This window comes from Paraburkholderia flagellata, from assembly GCF_021390645.1.
In the GTDB taxonomy this organism is placed as follows: Bacteria; Pseudomonadota; Gammaproteobacteria; order Burkholderiales; family Burkholderiaceae; genus Paraburkholderia; species Paraburkholderia flagellata.
Genome location: NZ_JAJEJT010000003.1, coordinates 1185108 through 1203655, shown reverse-complemented (window position 1 = coordinate 1203655; position 18548 = coordinate 1185108). Strand labels below are relative to the sequence as shown.

Genomic DNA, 18548 nt, shown 5'->3' with positions numbered 1-18548 from the left:
TTCAGGAATGCGGCCATTACGATATCGGGCGTCGGGGTTGATGCATCGCATTCGTAAAAGCCAGTTCAACCTCGCACGGTTGCGCCTCAAAGACACCACTGCGACCGCTGTTTGGAAGGCAGTTCTTTCAGCATGACGGTGCAATCGTGAACACGTCGTTTTTCGCTCGTGCTCGTAATTTGCACCACAGCCTGCGGCGGCGCGATATAAGCTCAAGCATGCTGAGCCGACCTTGACGACCGGATGCCCATTTGCAAAAACGTGACATCGGTCCCGACGATGAGCAGCGGATAACCGCTCCACTTGTGTCGGTCGGAGTCGTCGGGGCGAAATATCCCGACGCTGCATCCCACTGCGTCGCAAGCTTCCTTGATCGACGCAATGGCCTCGTCGAGGCTGGGACGCTCCGACTCGGGCAGCGCGAGCAGGCTCTGGGCAAGGTCGAAGGGGCCGATGAAGACCGCGTCGATCCCCGGCACGCTCGCAATCCGCGCGGCGTTTCTCACCCCGGCGAACGTTTCGATCTGCACCACCACGCAGGTCCGCTCGTGCGCATGCTCTGCGATGGTGCGCAGTTGGGCACCGTAGGACGAGCCGCGGGAAATACCCACACCGCGCTGGCCACGCGGCGCGTAATACGCGGCGCTGACCGCCTGCCTGGCATCGTCCTCAGTTTCCACGTGCGGAACAACGACCCCTTGCGCGCCGGCGTCCAGCGCCCAGCCGATCCACCCGCTCGTGGCGCCGGGAACGCGCACCAACGCGGGCACGTGCCGGCATTCGGCGGCGCGAAGCATATGCTCCATCGTTTCCCGGCCGATCGACGCATGCTCGGCGTCGAGGCAGACCAGGTCGACATCGTCTGTCGCGCACGCCTCCACGGCGGCCGGATGCGGAATCGACACGAAGCAACCGACGAGACGGTCGCGATTGCGTACAGCTTCCTTCAAGTTCTTCAGCATGGCGTTTCTGTTTGCAGCGAACAGGGACAGCGCCGCCATCCCTGCCAATCGCAACGTTATGGTTTGACGTGTTCGATGACGTGCGCCATAGCGTTTGCCACGTACTCCACGTTCTTCGAAGTGAGCCCGGCCAGGCAGATCCGGCCGGTATTGACGAGATAGACGCCAAACTCGTTGCGCAGCATATCGATTTGCGCTGGCGCCAGTCCGGTGAAGCTGAACATGCCGCTCTGCACGAGCAGATAGTTGACGCGCTCAGCTCCGATCTTCAACGCGAGTGCGTCGTGCAGCGCGTGCCGCATCGTCATGATGCGTTCGCGCATCGACTCCAGTTCGCTCTGCCACGACGCGTTGAGCGCCGGTGTGGTCAGCACTTTCTCGATGATGCGCGCGCCGTGCGTGGGCGGGCTCGAATATGTACGGCGCGCGGCCGCCTTCAGTTGGCCGAGCACGTTTTCGGCCTGCGCAACGTCTGGGCACACTACGCTCAGCGCGCCCATGCGTTCGCCATACAGCGCGAAGTTCTTCGAGAACGAGTTTGCCACCAGAAACGACGCACCGGCGTCGGTCAGCGCGCGGATGGCGAAAGCATCCTCTTCGAGCGACTTCGAGAAGCCCTGGTAGGCCATGTCGAGGAACGGTATCAGGCCGCGCCGCACCATGAGTTCGGCGACCTTCGTCCACTCGTCGTTCGAGAGTTCGGCGCCGGTCGGATTGTGAGCGCACGCGTGCAACACGACAACGCTACCCGACGGGAGTTTGTCGAGGCAGGCGCAGAACGCACCGAAGTCCACGCCACCGGTACGCGCGTCATAGTAGGGATAGCGCGAAACCTTGTATCCGCTTGCCTCGAAGATGTCGAGGTGCGTTTCCCACGTGAAGTCGCTGATCCACGCAGTATCGGTATTCAGATTGACCCGCAGGAATTCGGCGCCGACGCGCACCGCGCCCGTCGCACCGACCGATTGAATCGTCGCGATGCGCCCGCTCTTCACGGCCTCCTGCGTGGCGCCGAAAAGCAGGTGCTGGGCCGCGGTGCGAAACGCTCGCATGCCCTCCATCGGCAAATACGGGCGCGCGCCGAGATTACGTGCGATTTCGTCCTCAGCAGCCTTCACGGCCTGCATGTACGGAACTCGGCCATCTTCGTCGCAATACACACCGATGCTCAGGCTGACCTTATGCTTTCGCGGATCTTTTTCATACTCTTCAAACAGGCTATAGATCGGGTCGCCACGGTAAAACGGAACACTGGAGAACATGATTGACTGTCTCGCTCAATGAGGGGCTAAGAGGAACGTCTTGTGAAAGTCAAAGTTCTGGAGTCGCGGGGCGGCCGGCGATGCTCGAACCGCTTCGGCGGTACTTCACGAAATAGAGCAGGCTCAGCGCGGCAAGAAACGGAATGCCCGTGGCGAGCGTCAGCTTGAAATCGTCGAAGAATGCCGTGCTGATCATCAGGCTCAGCATCAGGAGCAAACCTGCAATGGTCCAGTACGGATAGCCCTTGATGCGAAAAGGCAGCGTTTGATGGCGCTCCTTCCAGCTGCGGCGAAAGAAAAAGTGCGTGACGAAAATCATCATCCAGACGAACATCAGCGCGAACATCACAATCGCGATCATCCAGATGAACGCTTGCTTGGGCCAAAAGACGGTCAGCACGACGCCGAACACGCCGCCGAGGCTCGACAGCATGAGTGCCGCAACCGGCGAGCCGCGGCGCGTGAGCTTGCTGAATGCCGCGGGCGCATGGCCCGCGCGAGAGAGGCTGAACAGCATGCGGGTCGTGGTGTATAGCAAGCTGTTCATCGCCGAAAGCGCCGCAATCAGCACGACGAAATTCAGAATGCCGGCGGCCCCTGGGATATTGATGATTTCCATGACCTTCACGAACGGGCTGCCGCCCGCACCGGCCTGTTGCCACGGAACGATGGCGAGCATCAACGCGATGGAAAGCAGATAGAAGAGCACTAGGCGGACCACCGTGCCCCGAAAAGCGGTGACGATGGCGCGGCGCGGGTCCACGGCTTCGCCGGCGGCGACCGCGATCATCTCGATGCTGGTGTAGCTGAACACTGCGATAAGTGTGGCGTTCCACGTCCCCACGAAACCATGCGGCATGAACCCGCCGTTCGACACGTAGTTCGCGAAGCCCATGCCCGGATGGTTCATGAAAATCAGCACAAAACAGCCGATGAGGATGAACGCGATGATGGCCGCCACCTTGAACGACGAGAAGACATATTCGATCGCGCCGAACACCTTCACGTTGAGCGCGTTGGCCGCGATGAGGGCTACGGCAATCACGCTGGCCCAGAGCCCTGGATGCGCGTTCGGCGTCCAGTAGCGCATGTAGGTATCCACGGCGCTGATTTCGGGCCCGATGGCGAGCACCATGCCGGCCCAATACGTGTAGCGGACAAGAAAGCCTGCCCAGGGACCGATATAGCGTTCGGCGCTCGCGCCGAACGAGCCCGCAGTGGGATGGGCGACCGTCATTTCGGCCAGGCAGCCGATCAGCAACAGCGAAATGACGGCGCCAATCGCAAAGCTGAGCAGCACGCTCGGGCCGGCAATATTGGTCGCGTAACCGCTGCCGAGAAATAGCCCTGTGCCAATCGCGCCACCAATGGCGATCATGCCCATCTGGCCGGCCGTCAGTCCCCGTTGCAACCCCGCTTCGCGTCTGGAAATCTCGTCTCTCATTTTGTGGTGTCGTTCTGCTGAAGAAGATGGATTCTATATTCGACAACGCGCTTCCTGGATGATATATATCCTCTTTCTACAAAAATTGCATACTTCAACCCCTACATCAGATTTCATAGGTTTTTTTATGTCTGAAGAGCTGGATTCGACCGACCTCGCGATTTTGAACGAATTGCAGGCCAACGGACGCCTCACGACCGCGGAGCTGGCGCAGCGCGTGAACCTCTCGCAATCGCCATGCTGGCGGCGCGTCAACAAGCTGGAGTCGGAGGGGGTGATACGCGGTTACCACGCCGAGGTGAGCCGCCGGATAGTGGGGCTGGGGGCGATGGTTTTCGTGATGATTTCGATTGACTACCAGTCCGCGGACCGTTTGCAGGAGTTTCAGGACGCTGTCGTGAAGATCCCCGAGGTGGTGATGTTCCACTCGATCTCAGGATCGGAGGACTTCATTCTGGTCGTGCTCACGAAGGATCTGGAAGCATTCTCTGATTTGCTGCACGACAAGCTGCATCGGCTGCCGGGTCTCGCCCGCTTGCAGACTTATTTCTCGCTGCGGGAAATCAAAGGCAGGATGGCCGAAATTCCCATTCCCTTATGAATCGCGATGGCGACGGCGCCCGCCACACACGCCAGCACGGCCGAACCCGCGATCAGGAACGTGTCGCTGTACGCCATCAGGAGCGCTTCGCGAGTCACACGTTGATTGATGAGCGCAAGCGCAGTCTCGTACCAGCCGTCATGGCGCCCGTGTGGCAGTCCTTGTGCGCGCGGCACATCCAGGCGCGCTATCACGCTCGCGAGCGCCGGCCTGCGAGTGCCCCACGGCGTTACGCTGGTGGGCTATGACGACATTCCCCTCACCGCTTACGCGAGCCCGCCGTTGACCACCATGCGAACGGATCCGATCGGACGCGGCAAGGCGGCGATGGTGGTGCTGCTCGCGCAGATTGAAAATCGCGCGCTGCGCACGATCGGGCGTCGAAACGAACAGGTCGCCGAATTGATCCTGCGTGAATCGTGCGGTGCGTACCTGCGGCGCACGTAGCGAGCATGGCCCCGCGGCGGCACGTTCGGGCCGCCTGCCTATGCCAGGTCGACGAGCGTCTGTTTGCGCGACTTGACTTCCTTCAGGACAAAAGCGGAATAAACCTCCTTCACGTTCGGCAACGCGCCAATCTGGTGCCGGGCAAATTCGCCGAATTCGTCGAGCGTACGCGCGACCACCGTGAGCTGGTGGTCATAGCGGCCCGAAATGCAACTGCAGGCGATGATCTGCGGACTTGTGATGACGGCGTTTTCGAATGCCTTCACGTGCTTTTCGTCCTTTTTGTCGAGCGATACGTACACGTACGCCGTCACGTGGAAGCCCAGCTTCTTCATATCCACGTCGGCGTGATAGCCGCTGATGATCCCCTCCTGCTCGAGACGCTTGACCCGCCGCCAGCACGGCGAGGTCGTCAAGTCGACGCGATCGGCTAGCTCCGCGCTCGACAGCCGCGCGTCGAGCTGCAGCGCTTTCAGAATCTGCAGGTCGATTCGGTCCACCTCATGTTCTGCATTGTTCATTTCAAAATCCGGCTGGCAACGAAACGTTCATTTTAATCAAAACGCCCGCAGCGGCAATTTCCGCCAAACAATTTCCATCCATGCCGCGTATAGTTTGCTGACAAAACGACTGCCGGGTGCGAGGCCCGGTACGTCTATCAGGGCTTATTCAAGAGAGCATTGCATGGATCTTGGCTTGATAAATCAGCACGCAGTCGTCTGCGGAGCGAGTAAAGGACTGGGTTACGCCTGCGCCGAAGCGCTCGCGCGCGAGGGCGCGCGGATCACCCTGGTGGCGCGCAACGAGACGGAACTGGTCGCCGCCGCCGCGCGGCTGCGCGAAAGCAGCGGCGCGCAGGTGGATGTGGTCGCCGCGGACGTTTCGACCGAAGCGGGCCGCGCACTGATCGTCAACCACGCGAAAAATATCGGCATCCTGATTAATAATGCAGGCGGCCCGCCTCCGGGCCAGTATGCCGACTGGTCACACGAAGACTGGATCGCGGCGCTCGAAGCCAACATGCTCAGCGGCATTTTTCTGATCAAGGCGTTTTTGCCGGCCATGCTCGAACAGGGCCACGGCCGCATCGTCAATATCACCTCAGTCACGGTCAAGCAGCCACAAGCCCTGCTGGGCCTTTCGACGGCAGCGCGCCTCGGGCTGACCGGCTATGTGGCGACCGTGGCGCGCGAAGTGATCGCACGCGGCGTCACCATCAACAACCTCCTGCCGGGCTATTTCCTGACTGACCGGCTGCGCTCGATGTTCGAGAGCTGGGACAGCCAGGCTGGCGAAAACGTGCCTGTATCCGAACAAAAACGCCTGACCATTCCCGCGCAGCGCTTCGGCAGTCCGTCCGAATTCGGTGACGTGTGTGCGTTTCTTTGCAGCAGGAGCGCGGGCTACATGACCGCGCAGAACATCCTGCTCGATGGCGGCCTGTATCCCGGCACGTTCTAGGCGTCGGGCCCGAATCGCCTTCAATCAAATCGACGGTTTCGACACCCCTATGAATTTGACGAACCAGCAACTCGCACAGACGCTCTTCGAGCAACATATGGCGCGTGCGCCATTCAGCACGCTTCGGTCCGCAGGCAAGGCACTCGATACCGCAGCGGCATACGACGTGCAGGACGAATTCGTGGCCATGCTGCGTCACGCACGCAAGGCCAATGTCGTCGGCTACAAGATCGGGCTCACCTCCACCGCCATGCAGACCATGTGCGGCATAGGCAAGCCCGTCTTCGGCCGGATTCTGGGCGACCAGGTGTATCGCAGCGGCGCGCGCGTCGATCTGAAGCAATACATCCACCTTGGCCTCGAATTCGAAATCGCGGTGAAGCTGAGCAGCGATCTCGTGCCCAACGGCAAGGCCCTGTCGACAGAAGATGTCGCGGCATGCACCGCGGCGATCTGCCCGGCACTCGAACTGGTGGACGACCGCCATGCCGACTACAGCACGCTCGACGCCTCGTCGCTGATCGCCGACAACTCATGGAACGCCGGCGTGGTGCTGGCTGACTGGCAACCGCTACCGAGCGATTTTGGCGTTCGACAAGGGCGCGTATTTTCACCAGACCCGCAAAATCCGCAGGCAGAAACTGGCGCGGTCGATTACCGGCATGTGCTCGCTTCCGTGGCGTGGCTGGCGCAAGAACTGGCGTTCAGAGGATCGCACCTGCGTGCGGGCGAAATCGTCATGACCGGGAGCGTGGTGCGTACCCGCTTTCCGCTGGAAGGCGAAGTCTGGCACTACGAGGTTGATGGCCTGGGAACGAACGGCGTGAACTGCGCCCGTGCAGGCACGTGAGGCGTGCGCGTGAGCCAAACTGAGCCACGACGGCCGCGCGCGACGTAACAGTACCGACTATCGGCCGCATACCATCAATCAGGCTTCAAGGAGGAGACGCAGTGAAACGGAATCAATTGGCTGCCGTGGTAGCCCTGTGCTTTGCGGCAGCGAGCACGACGGGCTATGCCCAGGTTAGCGTCAAAATCGGCGTGGTGGGCCCGTTGACCGGGTCGGGCGCGAGTTACGGCAAGGACATGGAAAACGGCGTGAAAATCGCCATCGATGAAGCCAACGCGCAGAAGATCACGCTCGGTGGCAAAGTTGTGCAATTCGCACCCGAATACATGGACGATCAGGGCGACCCACGCACGGGCGTGCAGGTGGCGCAACGGCTGGTGGACGAAGGCGTGAGCGCCGTCATTGGCCATGTGAATTCTGGCACGACCATCCCGGCATCGAAGATCTATGCCAGCGCGGGCATTCCCATGATTACGCCCGCAGCTTCGAATTCGATCATCACGAAGCAAGGTTTCGATACGGTGTTCAGCGTCGTGCCGACCGATGCGCAAACCGCCGGCAGTGCGGGCACCTACGCCGTGACCACCCTCAAGGCCAAGCGGATCGCGATAATGGACGATCAGACCGCCTTTGGCCAGGGTTCCGCGCAGGAGTTTCGCAAAGCCGTGCTGGCCGCGCACGGAACCATTGTCGACCAGCAGTACACGAGCGACAAAGCGATGGACTTCAGCGCGCAGCTCACGCACATCAAGAGTGTCAACGCCGATCTCCTGTTCTTCTCCGGGCTGGGTCCGCAGATCGCGGGCATTGCGAAGAAAATGAAGCTGCTCGGCATGAAAACGCTGTTGATGGGTAGCGGCGGCACGGTTTCCGAGGATTTCATCCAAATCGCGGGTGAGAGTGCCGAGGGCGTCGAAGGTCTGGACTACGGGCTGCCTGTTTCGAGAATGCCGCGCGGGCCGGAGTTCGAGAGCAAGTACAGGAAGATCTTCAATTCGAACATGCAGGTCTACGCTCCCCTGGGTTACGACGCGACCTGGGTGGTCATCAAGGCGATGCAGGAAGCCAACTCGTCGAAACCCGCCGATTACCTGCCCAAGCTGCGCATGGCAAAGTTCCAGGGCGTTTCGGGGCCTATCGAATTCGACAAGACCGGCGCCTTGAAGGTTGCGGCCACAACCATCTATCAGGTTCGTCATGGTAAATGGGAAATCCAGGAGACAGTTGTCTCCAGGTGAAAGCAGCCGGGCGTTTGACGCCCGGGCCGGGAAGCGGCGAGCGCGTTGAGAAAAAGTTCGTGCTAGCCTCATCGCGCGATCCCCTTGCGGCCGATCCGAAGCTCGATTCGCGCAGCGGCAACGGCCGGCTTGCGACGCAATGGTGCGTTGGTCGCGACAGAACCTTCCCGGCGGACCGCTCTATCCATGATGCACATCCTTCATTCAACCGCGTTGCGCTACTTCGTCGAAGTGGCCAATACCGGGTCGATCGCCGAAGCCTCCGCAAGGTTGCATGTTGCCTCTTCGGCAATCAGTCGTCAGATTGCCAAGCTCGAATACGAGGTGCGCGCTCAGTTGTTCGATCGCCAGCCGCGCGGCATGACATTGAGTAGTGCCGGCGAGGCGCTCCTGGGTTACGCACGCAAAAGCCTGCTGGAAGCCGAACAGATCGTACGCGAGATCGACGGTGCGCAGCATTCGCTGGCCAGTGTCGTGAGACTCGCGTGCTCCGAGGGCTTCGCCACCGAGTTCCTGCCTTCGCTGATTCACCGCTTCAGGCAGATCAACCCGCGCGTGCATTTCGAGTTATCGGTGACTCGCCCCGCCGACGCCACCCGACTCGTGCGCACTGGCGACGCGGATCTAGCGCTCACCTACAGTCTGACGGTACAAACCGGCGTCAACATCATCCATGCTTGCCGCGCCCCCGTGTTCGCGCTGATGCGCAGCGATCATCCGCTGGCAAAACGGCGGCAACTCTCACTCGCGGAAATCGCCGAGCACGCACTCATCTTGTCAGAGCCCGGAACCACGATCCGCACGCTGATCGATGTCGCGGCCGGTGCGGAAGGTATCGCGCTCACGCCCATATTCGTGACCAACAATAGCCAGGCGCTTTACCGCTACGCGCAGTTGTCGGGCACCATCACCTTTTCCGGCGCGCTAACGGTTCGAGGCAAGCCGCAAAGCGATGCGCTCGTCGCCGTACCGCTGGCGGGCAAAGTGCAGCCGCGCCGCGTCGAAGTCCAGACGATGACGGGGCGCACCCTACCCGTCGCGGTGCGGGAGTTCGCCGACTTTCTGGTGGCCGAACTCAAGCGCATGCCGGGCATAGCGCGCGAGACGCGAACGTCGCGTCGGGCCCGCGATTAACGAGCGCTTTCCGGGCAATAACACGCGACTCACGCCGGCAGCTTCGCAGCGCTCACTTCGCCGAGATCCCAAAACAATCCTGCCATCAATCGCAGCGCTTCGCGCGCGACTGACCCGAGCATATGTTCGTTCGGCGCATGTTGCGCACAGCCCGGATAGGAATGGGGAATCCAGATGGTCGGCAAACCGAGCACATCGGCGAAAGCGTCGTTCGGAATGGTGCCGCCCAGGTTGGGCAGGATCGCGACTTTCTTTCCCGTGGTTTGCGTGATGGAGCGCACGGCCCAGTTCACCCACGGATGATCGGGTGCGAGGCGGGTCGCGGGCGCGACCAGCGTCACGCGAACATCGACATCGGGAAAGCCGTGCTGATCGAGATGCGTGCGAAGGCAGGCTTCGAGCCGCGCGATATCCGTTCCCACCACGAAGCGTAACTGGCAGAACGCGCGCGAAACAGCCGGAATCGCGCCGACTGGCTGCGCCGGATTGCCTGCCACCATCGCCAGCACCTCAAGCGTATTGCTGCCGAACACACGCTCGGCAGGCGTCAGCCCGGGCTCTCCCCATTCGGTATCGATGTCCGGGTCGCCCGGGTCCGTGCCCACTTCGAGATCGGCAATGGCCACGGCCACTGGCGCGTCGATCGGCGCGGCGCGCAACCCCTCCACTCGCACCCGCCCTTTTTCGTCGATGAGGCTCGCCAGCGCGTGCGCCAGACGAACCGCCGGATTGCTCAGCAAACCGCCCCAGTTACCGGAGTGATAAGCCTTGGCGCGCGCCGTCACGGACAACTCGAAATTCGCCGCGCCGCGCGAGCCGAGAAATACCGTTGGCCGCGCCGCGCTGATACGCGGACCGTCGGACGCAATCAACACGTCGGCGCGCAACTCCTCCTTCAATGCCGCGCATAGATCGTTGAGTCCGGGAGAGCCGACCTCCTCCCCCATTTCCATGAGAACGGTCACGTTAAAGCCGAGCGGCTGGCCCGCTTCGACACGCGCTTCGATCACCGCTCCAAGCGCGCCGAGATTGACCGTGTGTTGGCCCTTGTTGTCCGCGCTTCCACGCCCGTACCAACAATCCTCCTCGATGGCAACCTGCCACGGGCCCGCCCCATGCGTCCACTGCTCGTCCTGGCCGCGCACCACGTCTCCGTGCCCGTATATCAGCACCGCGGGCCATGCCGGATTCTCCATGCGCCTTGCGATGAGAAACGGGGCCCCGTTTGCAACCGGGTTGTCGTAAAGCGCACTGATAAAGCCGAGCTTGCCTAACGCGGCCTCCATTTCGTCACTCAGATAGGCCCGCAGAACCGCTGCACTTTCGGCCTGCTGGCTTTGCGTGCGCCGGGCGACGCGGCGCGCGAGATCATCGAGGAAACGCCCCTCGTCGAAATAGCGTTCGACAAACTCGATTGCGGTGTCACGGGTCATTCAATTTCTCCAGTCAATCCTGCAACGCGGCGCGCTGGTGGGGCGTTGCTATACGATGCGATAGAACGCTTGCGCCGTGCCACCGAATATGCGCGCGTGCGCCGATTCGGGCACGAGTTGGCGGGCAACCCGAAACCAGTCGCCGTAGCGACCGTTGCGTTCGAGAACGGGCCAGTCGCTCGCCCACATCAGCCTGGTTTCGCCGAACGCCTGCATCAACACATCGACATAGGGCGCGAAGGTCGCGGCCGTCCAGTTGGGGGCCGAACGCGTAGGTAACGCGGAGAGTTTGCAAAAGACATTCGGATGACGCGCCAGTTCAGTCATGCCGGCCTGCCACGCCCGGAAGTTGGCGCCAGCCACCTGCCAGTCTCGGACCTCCGGTTTCCCGCAATGATTGATCGCGATCTGCAATGACGGGTGTCGCTCCACCAATTCGATCAACGCTCGCAGATGGCGCGGCTGGATCAGCGCATCGAAACTCAGGTCACGCTGCGCGAGCGCTACGAACGTTTCATTCAACTGCGGCCCCAACATCCAGTCGTCGTCCGGGATATCCTGGATCATCGGCCGTACGCCGCGAAAGCGTGGATGCTTCGACAAGCTGTCGAGCTGCGCCGGTGTGTCGCGCGCAGCGAAATCCACCCACCCGACTACGGCGCCGAGATACGGGTGCGCGTGGGCAAGCGACAACAGAAAGTCTGTCTCTGCGAGAGTCGGCGCGGCCTGGATCGCGACCGCACGCTCGATTCCATGCGCGTCGAGCAGCGGCTTGAAATCGGCCGGTTCGTAGTCGCGATAAAGAAAGCCGGTGTCGGGGGTCAGCCAGCCGTAATCATTCCGGGCGATACGCCAGAGATGGTGGTGCGCGTCGATCAGCATCAATACTCCTCAATACCTCGGGCCGGATTCGTTTAGTCGAGCGCCGTGTCGCGCGTTTCGCTCAACAGCGTCATGCCGAGCAACCCCAGCGCGCAGGCGCCGATGATGTAGAACGCCGGTGAAAGCGGATTGCCCGTCACACGCAGCAACCAGGTCACGACGAATTGCGTACTGCCGCCAAATACCGTTGCGGCGATCGCGTAGCTAATCGAAAGACCGGTGCTTCGCAGCGTCTTCGGAAACGTTTCGGGAATAATGGTGATGACAGCCGCAGCGTGCGAGCCGGTCAGCAACGCGAGCACGGCGGGCACGGCAAACAGCGTGACCAGCGAATGCCAACTGTTCAGGATAACGAAGGCTGGATAAGCAATCAGCAGCAGCAAGGTGCACGGCACGATCATGACCACCTTGCGGCCGAACCTGTCCGCCAGCATGCCGCCAGTTAACGCGGCGACCACCATGCACGCGCCAACCATCATCGTGACGGCAATCGACATCGTCATGGGATAGTGCAGGAGCGTCAACGCATAGCTGGTCATGTAGTTGTTCACATAGACCGTTACGGTGCTCGGAATGATGATTAACGTCGCAAGCGTCACGCACCGCAGATAGCGTCCTTGCATCGATGCCGTTGCCGCCGCGAAAGTCGGCGCGGTGTCGGCTGGCGCTGCTGTTTCGTGCATATTCCGGCGCAAGATGAGCCCGACCGGAATCACCGCGAGCCCAAGCGCGAAGGGAATTCTCCAGCCCCAGGCCTGCATGCGTTCGGCGGACAACGTTGCGGAAGCCAGCACCCCGATCGTGCCCGCAACCAGCACGGCGAGCCCTTGACTGACCACCTGCCAGCTCGCGTAACGCGCCCGTTTTCCTCCGGGAGCCGTTTCGACGAGGAAGGAGGTAGTGGGGCCGGCCTCGCCACCCCAGGCAAAGCCCTGGATGAGCCGTGCGAGCACGATCAAGGCCGGCGCCGCCGCACCGATCGATGCGTACGGCGGGGCCAGCGCGATAATCGCCATGCCGAGCGCCATTAGCGCGAGCGTCAGGAGCATGGCCGGTTTGCGGCCCGCACGGTCCGCATAGCGCCCAATGACAATGCCCCCGAGCGGCCGGGCCAGAAACCCCACCCCAAATGCCGCGACCGAAAGCAATAGCGCGCCCAACGCGCTATCGGAGGGAAAAAACGCCTTGCCGATAATCGCGGCAAAGAACGCATAGACCGTAAAGTCGTAAAACTCGAGCGCATTGCCGATCACGGCCGCGACCACGGCGCTTCGGGATGCTTCGTGCTTGCTGCTCGCGATCTCGCGACCCATCGTGGCTGATTGCATGAGAATCCTGTCGTTGTTTGACTCCCAGCCCACACGACATGTCCCTGAAAACGGCATGGTGCAGGAGTTGGGCGGATTTTAGGAAACCAATTTTCAGGTGACAATTGCCAAGTTTGGCGGGAAGCGGTGCTGAAATGGCAACGCAGGTTCGGAGCGGATCGGCGCGGTTAGCCCAGGACACCAATCGTGCGGATGACTCGCTTCGCGGTGGAGCGGTTTTGTGCAACAGTTTGCGCATAGCCACCGTTTTTCGTCGCCTCTAAATTGTTAGGATTGCATAATTGTTCGTGCCGCCAATCGGGAAGCCGAATGATAGTTCAAGGTCCGTCGGCCACCCTTCGCCGCGCTTCAGTAGCGCCGCTCGGCCGCGCGCCCCTCTGACTCAAGGAGTCCTGTCGTATCACAAGGCGGACTGGCAAGGAAAGTCGTGCCATTGTTATCCGAAGTCACCCGCAGCGCGTCGCCGTGCGCCGCCACAAGCTGTCGCGCGATGGACAGACACAGCCCCAGCACCAAGCCCGCGCCGTCCCGACGCGGCGCGTCAGGACGGGATGAGAAACCCGTCGCGGTTCTTTGCGCCCTTGATCCAAGCGGGCGCCCGTCCCCGGCCCGACCCGGTGGCGCCGGTCTTCGGATCGTGGTATTTCGCGGGCGAAGCCCCCGCGGCGGCCTTCCGGGGACGCTCCCGGCGAGCGCTCCCACATCAACGCCTTCTCGCTCTCGCTGTAATAGATCCGGATTCTGTACTTCATCTGCAACACTCCCGCTGCTGACGCAGCTTTGATTGTGTTGCATCGACCGGTTGAATCCGCATCAGTAAGCGGCCATATCAGCCTCTCGACTGCATTAGCGCCGCTGCCCGATTCGATCACTTCGCGCCGCCGACTCCCACGTGCTTTTTGTGCCGGGCAGTGCGTGCCGCGCTCATTGCCGTTGCCCGTCAAATGAGGCTGAAGACCACGCCCCCAGTCAGAATACCTGCGCCCCATGGGCACAATCTTTCGTTTCTCAATACAGACGCGCGATAGGTGTCTTTCCGAAGGTTGGTCCTTCTTTGCCAACAAACGTGAGACAACTTTGATTGCAGGGCGAGGATAAATTTCAATTGCTACTCAAGAAATGTAGCGAGCACGCCTTGGGCCAAGAATCATTGCAACTAGGGTGCATCTGTAAAAATTGCAATTCATTTAGTTTCAGAAGCTTAGACGAGGCATGCAGAACAGGTTTCGTTTGCGAGCCACCAGGTGTGGCTCGTTTTCTGCACGCATTTAAAGGCGGCGCTACACTCGGGCGGTTGTCGAAAGGCCGTGCCCACGGGCCTGCGCTTTGGCCCGCCCATTAGGCGGGCAAAGCGGAACAGCCGGCGCGCGGACGTTTCGATTGCACGATCGAGAACGACAAATCCCCACTCTCGGAGAGCCGCTCCATGACGACGCTCACAATCAACGGAGAAACCCATACGGTCGACGCGCCGCCCGACATGCCGCTGCTCTGGGTCCTGCGCGACATTGTCGGCCTCACCGGCACGAAGTTCGGCTGCGGCATTGCACAGTGCGGCGCATGCACGGTGCATCTCGACGGCGAAGCGGCGCGCTCGTGCGTGCTGCCCGTCGCGGCCGTTGCGGGCCGCAAGATCACGACCATCGAGGCCATCGGCGCCACGCCTGCGGGGCAAAAGGTGCAGAAAGCCTGGCGCGAGATCGACGTCGTGCAGTGCGGCTACTGTCAATCGGGGCAGGTGATGTCGGCGGCGGCGCTCATCGCCGCGAATCCGAACCCGAGCGACGCGGATATCGACGCCGCGATGGCGGGCAATATCTGCCGCTGTGGCACCTATGCGCGCATTCGCGCCGCCATCAAGCAAGCCGCGAAGGAGGCCTGACATGTCACAGGGCCTCCTCGATGCGCAGAACGGCGCGCCGCAACGCAAGCCGCAACACGCCGCAAGCGCCCAGCTCTCGCGCCGCACTTTCCTCAAGCTCGGCGCGGCAGCGGGCGGCGGGCTGCTGCTCGGCATCAGCTTTTCCGCCGGCGCACAGGGCGACAGCCAGACGCGCAAATCTATCGTCGGCGGCGATGGCAACGAAGCCCCGCAAGACGGCGTGTTCGAACCGAACGCGTTCGTGCAGATCGACCGCTCGGGCAAGGTCACGCTCATCGTCCCGAAGGTGGAGATGGGGCAAGGCGTCTACACCTCGATTCCCATGCTGATCGCGGAAGAACTCGAAGTGCCGCTCGACAGCGTGACGGTCGATCACGCGCCGCCCAATGCGAAGCTCTTCACCGACCCGCTCCTGGGCGGCCAGCTCACGGGCGGCTCGACGTCGATTCGCTTTGCCTGGCAGCCCATGCGTGAAGCAGGCGCTGCCGCGCGCACAGTGCTGATTCAGGCAGCGGCGCAGCAGTGGCAAGTCGATCCGGCCAGTTGCCACGCAAAGGCCGGCGAGGTGCTGCACGACGCGAGCGGCCGGCGCATCGCCTATGGCCAGCTCGTCGATGCGGCCGCGCAGCTGCCCGTACCGCAGAAGGTGGCGCTCAAGGACCCGAAAGATTTCACGCTGGTCGGCAAGCCCACGAAGCGCCTCGACTCGCCGGAGAAGGTGGACGGCTCGGCGCTCTTCGGCCTCGACGTGCGCCTGCCCGGCATGGTCTACGCCGCCATCGTGAACTGCCCCGTGTTCGGCGGCACGCTCGCGAAGGTCGACGACACGCGCGCGAAGCAGGTACCCGGCGTCACGCAGATCGTGAAGATCGACAACGCCGTGGCCGTGGTTGGCGCGCACACGTGGGCCGCGAAGCGAGGCGCGGCGGCGCTCGTCATCGAATGGAACGAAGGCGCGGGCGCGAACGTGTCGATGCAGCAGATCGTCGCCGATCTCGCGAGCGCCTCGCAGCGCGAGGGCGCCGTCGCGCGCAAGGATGGCGACGTGCAGCAGGGGTTCGGCAACGCGAAAACGCGCATCGATGCCGTTTATCAGCAGCCGTTCCTTGCGCACGCAACGATGGAGCCGATCAACTGCACGGTCCACGTGCAGCCCGACGGCTGCGAGATCTGGGTGGGCACCCAGGTGCCCACGCGCGCCGTGGATGCGGCCGTGGCCGTCACCGGCCTTAAGCCCGAGCAGATCACGCTGCACAATCACCTGCTCGGCGGCGGCTTTGGGCGGCGGCTCGAAGTCGATGCGATCACCCAGGCGCTCAAGATCGGCAAGCAGCTCAATGTGCCGGTGAAGGTGTTCTACACGCGCGAGGAGGATATTCAGCACGACATGTACCGGCCGTACTACTACGATCGCATCTCGGCCGGGCTCGACGCGAACGGCAAACCCGTGGCCTGGCAGCACCGCATTTCGGGTTCTTCGATCATGGCGCGCTTTGCGCCACCCGCCTTCCAGCACGGCGTGGACCCCGACGCCGTGGAAGTCGCCGCCGACCTGCCCTATGACCTGCCGAACCAGTTGATCGAATACGTGCGCCAGGAGCCGCATGCGGTGCCAACCGCGTTCTGGCGCGGCGTCGGACCGACGCGCGGCACGTTCGTGGTGGAGAGCTTCGTCGACGAGCTGGCCGTGGCGGCGAAAACCGATCCGGTCACCTACCGCCGTAATCTGCTCGGCAAGTCGCCGCGCGCGCTGGGCGTGCTCGACGTGGCCACACGCGAAGCGAACTGGGGGCCGCCCATGCCGAAGGGCCAGGGGCGCGGCGTTTCGGTGATGCACGCGTTCGGCAGCTTCCTCAGCATGGTCGCGGACGTCACCGTGAACGACGGCGAGGTGCGCGTGGACCGCGTGGTGTGCGCCGTGGATTGCGGCATGGCTGTGAATCCCGAGACCATCGAGGCGCAGATCCAGGGCGGCATCGTGTTCGGCATCACGGCTGCGCTGTACGGCGAGATCACGATCGAGCGCGGCCGCGTCACGCAAACCAACTTCACCGACTATCGCATGCTGCGCATCGACCAGATGCCGGTTATCGAAGTGCATTTCGTGAAGAGCACCGAAGCGCCCGGCGGGATCGGTGAACCCGGCACCTCGGCGGTCATTCCGGCCGTGGCGAATGCGATCTATGCGGCGACCGGCAAGCGTCTGCGACATTTGCCCGTGGGCCGCCAGCTCGTGAACGCGGGCGCGTCCGCGCAATCGGCGTGAGGGAGCGAACCATGACGAAAACGATCGAAGCATCCCAACGCGCTCGCAGCCTGCGCCGCGCTGCCGGCGGCGGTGGAAAGCTCGCGCTTGCCCTCGCGGCCGCCGCGACGCTCGCATGCGTGAGCGCGCGCCCCGCCCTCGCGGCGGACGCGGCGGACGCCGCCACGATCCAGCGCGGCGCGTATCTCGCCGCCGTGGGCGACTGCGCCGCGTGCCACACGGCGCCGCACGGCAAGCCGTTTGCAGGCGGCCTGCCGATGAACACGCCGATGGGCCGCATCTACACGACCAACATCACGCCCGACCCGGACACCGGCATAGGCAGCTACACTCAGGCGGACTTCGCGCGCGCCATGCGCGAGGGCGTCGCGAAAGACGGCCACAACCTCTATCCGGCGATGCCTTATCCCTCGTACGCGAAGGTGCGCAACGAAGATGTCGCCGCGCTCTACGCGTACTTCATGCAGGGCGTGCAACCCGTCAGGCAGACCAACCGCGACGCCGACATCAAGTGGCCGATGAACATGCGCTGGCCGCTCAAGCTCTGGAACGCCGTCTTTCTCGAGAAGGGCGCTTACCAGGACAAAGCGGGCAAGGACGCAGCATGGAATCGCGGCGCGTACCTCGTGCAGGGGCTGGGCCACTGCGGCTCGTGCCACACGCCGCGCGGCGTCGGTTTCAACGAGAAGGCGCTCGACGAAAGCGGCGACGCCTGGCTCACGGGCGCCGCGCTCGACGGCTGGTTCGCCTCGAACCTGACTGGAGAACACAACACGGGCCTCGGGCGCTGGAGCGAAGCGGACCTCGCGCAGTTCCTGAAGACGGGCGCGAACCAGCACGCCTCGGCATTCGGCGCGATGACCGATGTGATCAACAAGAGCACCCAGGCCATGAACGACGCGGACGTCAACGCGATCGCGGCCTACCTGAAGTCGCTGCCGGCGAAAGGCGGCGATGGCGGACCGGCCTATGCGTATGACGCGCAAGCGACGAAAGTGTCGCTCTCGCGCCCGGCGAACGATGCGGGCGCGCGCGTCTACACGGCGTATTGCATGCATTGCCACGGCGCCGACGGGCGCGGCTTCGCGCCGATGTTCGCGCCGCTCGCGGGCAATCCGAACGTGCTGGAGAAGGACGCGTCGTCGCTCATCAACGTCACGCTCAACGGCACCCGCGATCTCGTGATCCAGGGCATGCCCGCGCCGTACCCCATGCCCGCTTATGCAGATGTCCTAAGCGACAAGCAGATCGCCGACGTGCTCACGTTCGTTCGCGCGGGGTGGAACAACAAGGCGGGTGAGGTGGGTGCGGCAGAGGTAGCGAAGATGCGCACGAGGACGCAGGCTGCACGCTAGGAA

Annotated in this window: 16 protein-coding genes and 1 pseudogene; 9 read left to right on the top strand and 8 right to left on the bottom strand. The window is 62.7% G+C overall.

Going from position 1 to position 18548, the window contains the following annotated elements:
* Nucleotides 1-212: 212 nt before the first annotated feature.
* From L0U83_RS29125 to L0U83_RS29115, 3 genes are read right to left on the bottom strand one after another with little or no spacing between them, the layout of a single operon-like run.
* A complete protein-coding gene (locus L0U83_RS29125; protein WP_233887598.1) occupies nucleotides 213-962 on the bottom strand; it encodes an HpcH/HpaI aldolase family protein in 750 nt (249 codons plus the stop codon).
* Between the two features lie 56 nt (nucleotides 963-1018).
* A complete protein-coding gene (locus tag L0U83_RS29120) occupies nucleotides 1019-2224 on the bottom strand; it encodes an amino acid aminotransferase (protein WP_233887597.1) in 1206 nt (401 codons plus the stop codon).
* A 49-nt stretch (nucleotides 2225-2273) separates the two neighbouring features.
* Nucleotides 2274-3668, bottom strand: coding sequence for an amino acid permease (locus tag L0U83_RS29115; RefSeq protein WP_233887596.1), 1395 nt, complete (start codon nucleotides 3666-3668; stop codon nucleotides 2274-2276).
* A gap of 127 nt (nucleotides 3669-3795) precedes the next feature.
* On the opposite strand from L0U83_RS29115, the gene L0U83_RS29110 reads away from it, so the two are divergent.
* Complete coding sequence (locus L0U83_RS29110) at nucleotides 3796-4269, top strand: Lrp/AsnC family transcriptional regulator (protein WP_233887595.1); 474 nt, start codon at nucleotides 3796-3798, stop codon at nucleotides 4267-4269.
* Nucleotides 4270-4377: 108 nt separating this feature from the next.
* Complete coding sequence (locus tag L0U83_RS40915) at nucleotides 4378-4716, top strand: substrate-binding domain-containing protein (protein ID WP_267939536.1); 339 nt, start codon at nucleotides 4378-4380, stop codon at nucleotides 4714-4716.
* Between the two features lie 38 nt (nucleotides 4717-4754).
* On the opposite strand, the gene L0U83_RS29100 is transcribed toward L0U83_RS40915, so the two are convergent.
* On the bottom strand, nucleotides 4755-5237 hold the full coding sequence (locus tag L0U83_RS29100; RefSeq protein WP_233887593.1) for an Lrp/AsnC family transcriptional regulator: 483 nt from the start codon (nucleotides 5235-5237) through the stop codon (nucleotides 4755-4757).
* Nucleotides 5238-5400: 163 nt separating this feature from the next.
* Here L0U83_RS29100 and L0U83_RS29095 point away from each other — a divergent pair, with 163 nt between their 5' ends.
* From L0U83_RS29095 to L0U83_RS29080, 4 genes are all read left to right on the top strand, one after another.
* Nucleotides 5401-6177 carry an SDR family oxidoreductase gene (locus L0U83_RS29095; RefSeq protein WP_233887923.1) on the top strand — a complete coding sequence of 259 codons (777 nt, stop codon included), beginning with the start codon at nucleotides 5401-5403 and terminating at the stop codon, nucleotides 6175-6177.
* A gap of 49 nt (nucleotides 6178-6226) precedes the next feature.
* Nucleotides 6227-7027: a 2-keto-4-pentenoate hydratase gene (locus L0U83_RS29090; protein WP_233887592.1), complete on the top strand. Its 801-nt coding sequence runs from the start codon at nucleotides 6227-6229 to the stop codon at nucleotides 7025-7027.
* Between the two features lie 101 nt (nucleotides 7028-7128).
* Complete coding sequence (locus L0U83_RS29085) at nucleotides 7129-8265, top strand: branched-chain amino acid ABC transporter substrate-binding protein (protein ID WP_233887591.1); 1137 nt, start codon at nucleotides 7129-7131, stop codon at nucleotides 8263-8265.
* A 186-nt stretch (nucleotides 8266-8451) separates the two neighbouring features.
* Nucleotides 8452-9399 carry a LysR family transcriptional regulator gene (locus tag L0U83_RS29080; protein ID WP_233887590.1) on the top strand — a complete coding sequence of 316 codons (948 nt, stop codon included), beginning with the start codon at nucleotides 8452-8454 and terminating at the stop codon, nucleotides 9397-9399.
* 29 nt (nucleotides 9400-9428) lie between these two features.
* Here L0U83_RS29080 and L0U83_RS29075 read toward each other — a convergent pair whose 3' ends face one another.
* The 4 genes and pseudogenes from L0U83_RS29075 to L0U83_RS29060 form a co-directional block, all read right to left on the bottom strand.
* The gene (locus tag L0U83_RS29075; RefSeq protein WP_233887589.1) at nucleotides 9429-10832 is read right to left on the bottom strand and encodes a M20 family metallopeptidase; all 1404 of its coding nucleotides are present in this window, start codon (nucleotides 10830-10832) and stop codon (nucleotides 9429-9431) included.
* 48 nt (nucleotides 10833-10880) lie between these two features.
* Nucleotides 10881-11714, bottom strand: a complete 834-nt coding sequence (locus L0U83_RS29070) for an amidohydrolase family protein (RefSeq protein WP_233887588.1) — start codon at nucleotides 11712-11714, stop codon at nucleotides 10881-10883.
* 32 nt (nucleotides 11715-11746) lie between these two features.
* Nucleotides 11747-13042, bottom strand: a complete 1296-nt coding sequence (locus tag L0U83_RS29065) for an MFS transporter (RefSeq protein ID WP_233887587.1) — start codon at nucleotides 13040-13042, stop codon at nucleotides 11747-11749.
* Nucleotides 13043-13583: 541 nt separating this feature from the next.
* Nucleotides 13584-13733 (bottom strand): annotated as a pseudogene (locus tag L0U83_RS29060) (H-NS family nucleoid-associated regulatory protein); the annotation flags it as partial.
* Nucleotides 13734-14468: 735 nt separating this feature from the next.
* Here L0U83_RS29060 and L0U83_RS29055 point away from each other — a divergent pair.
* From L0U83_RS29055 to L0U83_RS29045, 3 genes are read left to right on the top strand one after another with little or no spacing between them, the layout of a single operon-like run.
* On the top strand, nucleotides 14469-14924 hold the full coding sequence (locus tag L0U83_RS29055; RefSeq protein WP_042273124.1) for a (2Fe-2S)-binding protein: 456 nt from the start codon (nucleotides 14469-14471) through the stop codon (nucleotides 14922-14924).
* Nucleotide 14925: 1 nt separating this feature from the next.
* Nucleotides 14926-17190: a xanthine dehydrogenase family protein molybdopterin-binding subunit gene (locus L0U83_RS29050; RefSeq protein WP_233887586.1), complete on the top strand. Its 2265-nt coding sequence runs from the start codon at nucleotides 14926-14928 to the stop codon at nucleotides 17188-17190.
* Nucleotides 17191-17201: 11 nt separating this feature from the next.
* Nucleotides 17202-18545, top strand: a complete 1344-nt coding sequence (locus L0U83_RS29045; RefSeq protein WP_233887585.1) for a cytochrome c — start codon at nucleotides 17202-17204, stop codon at nucleotides 18543-18545.
* The last annotated feature ends 3 nt before the right edge of the window (nucleotides 18546-18548 follow it).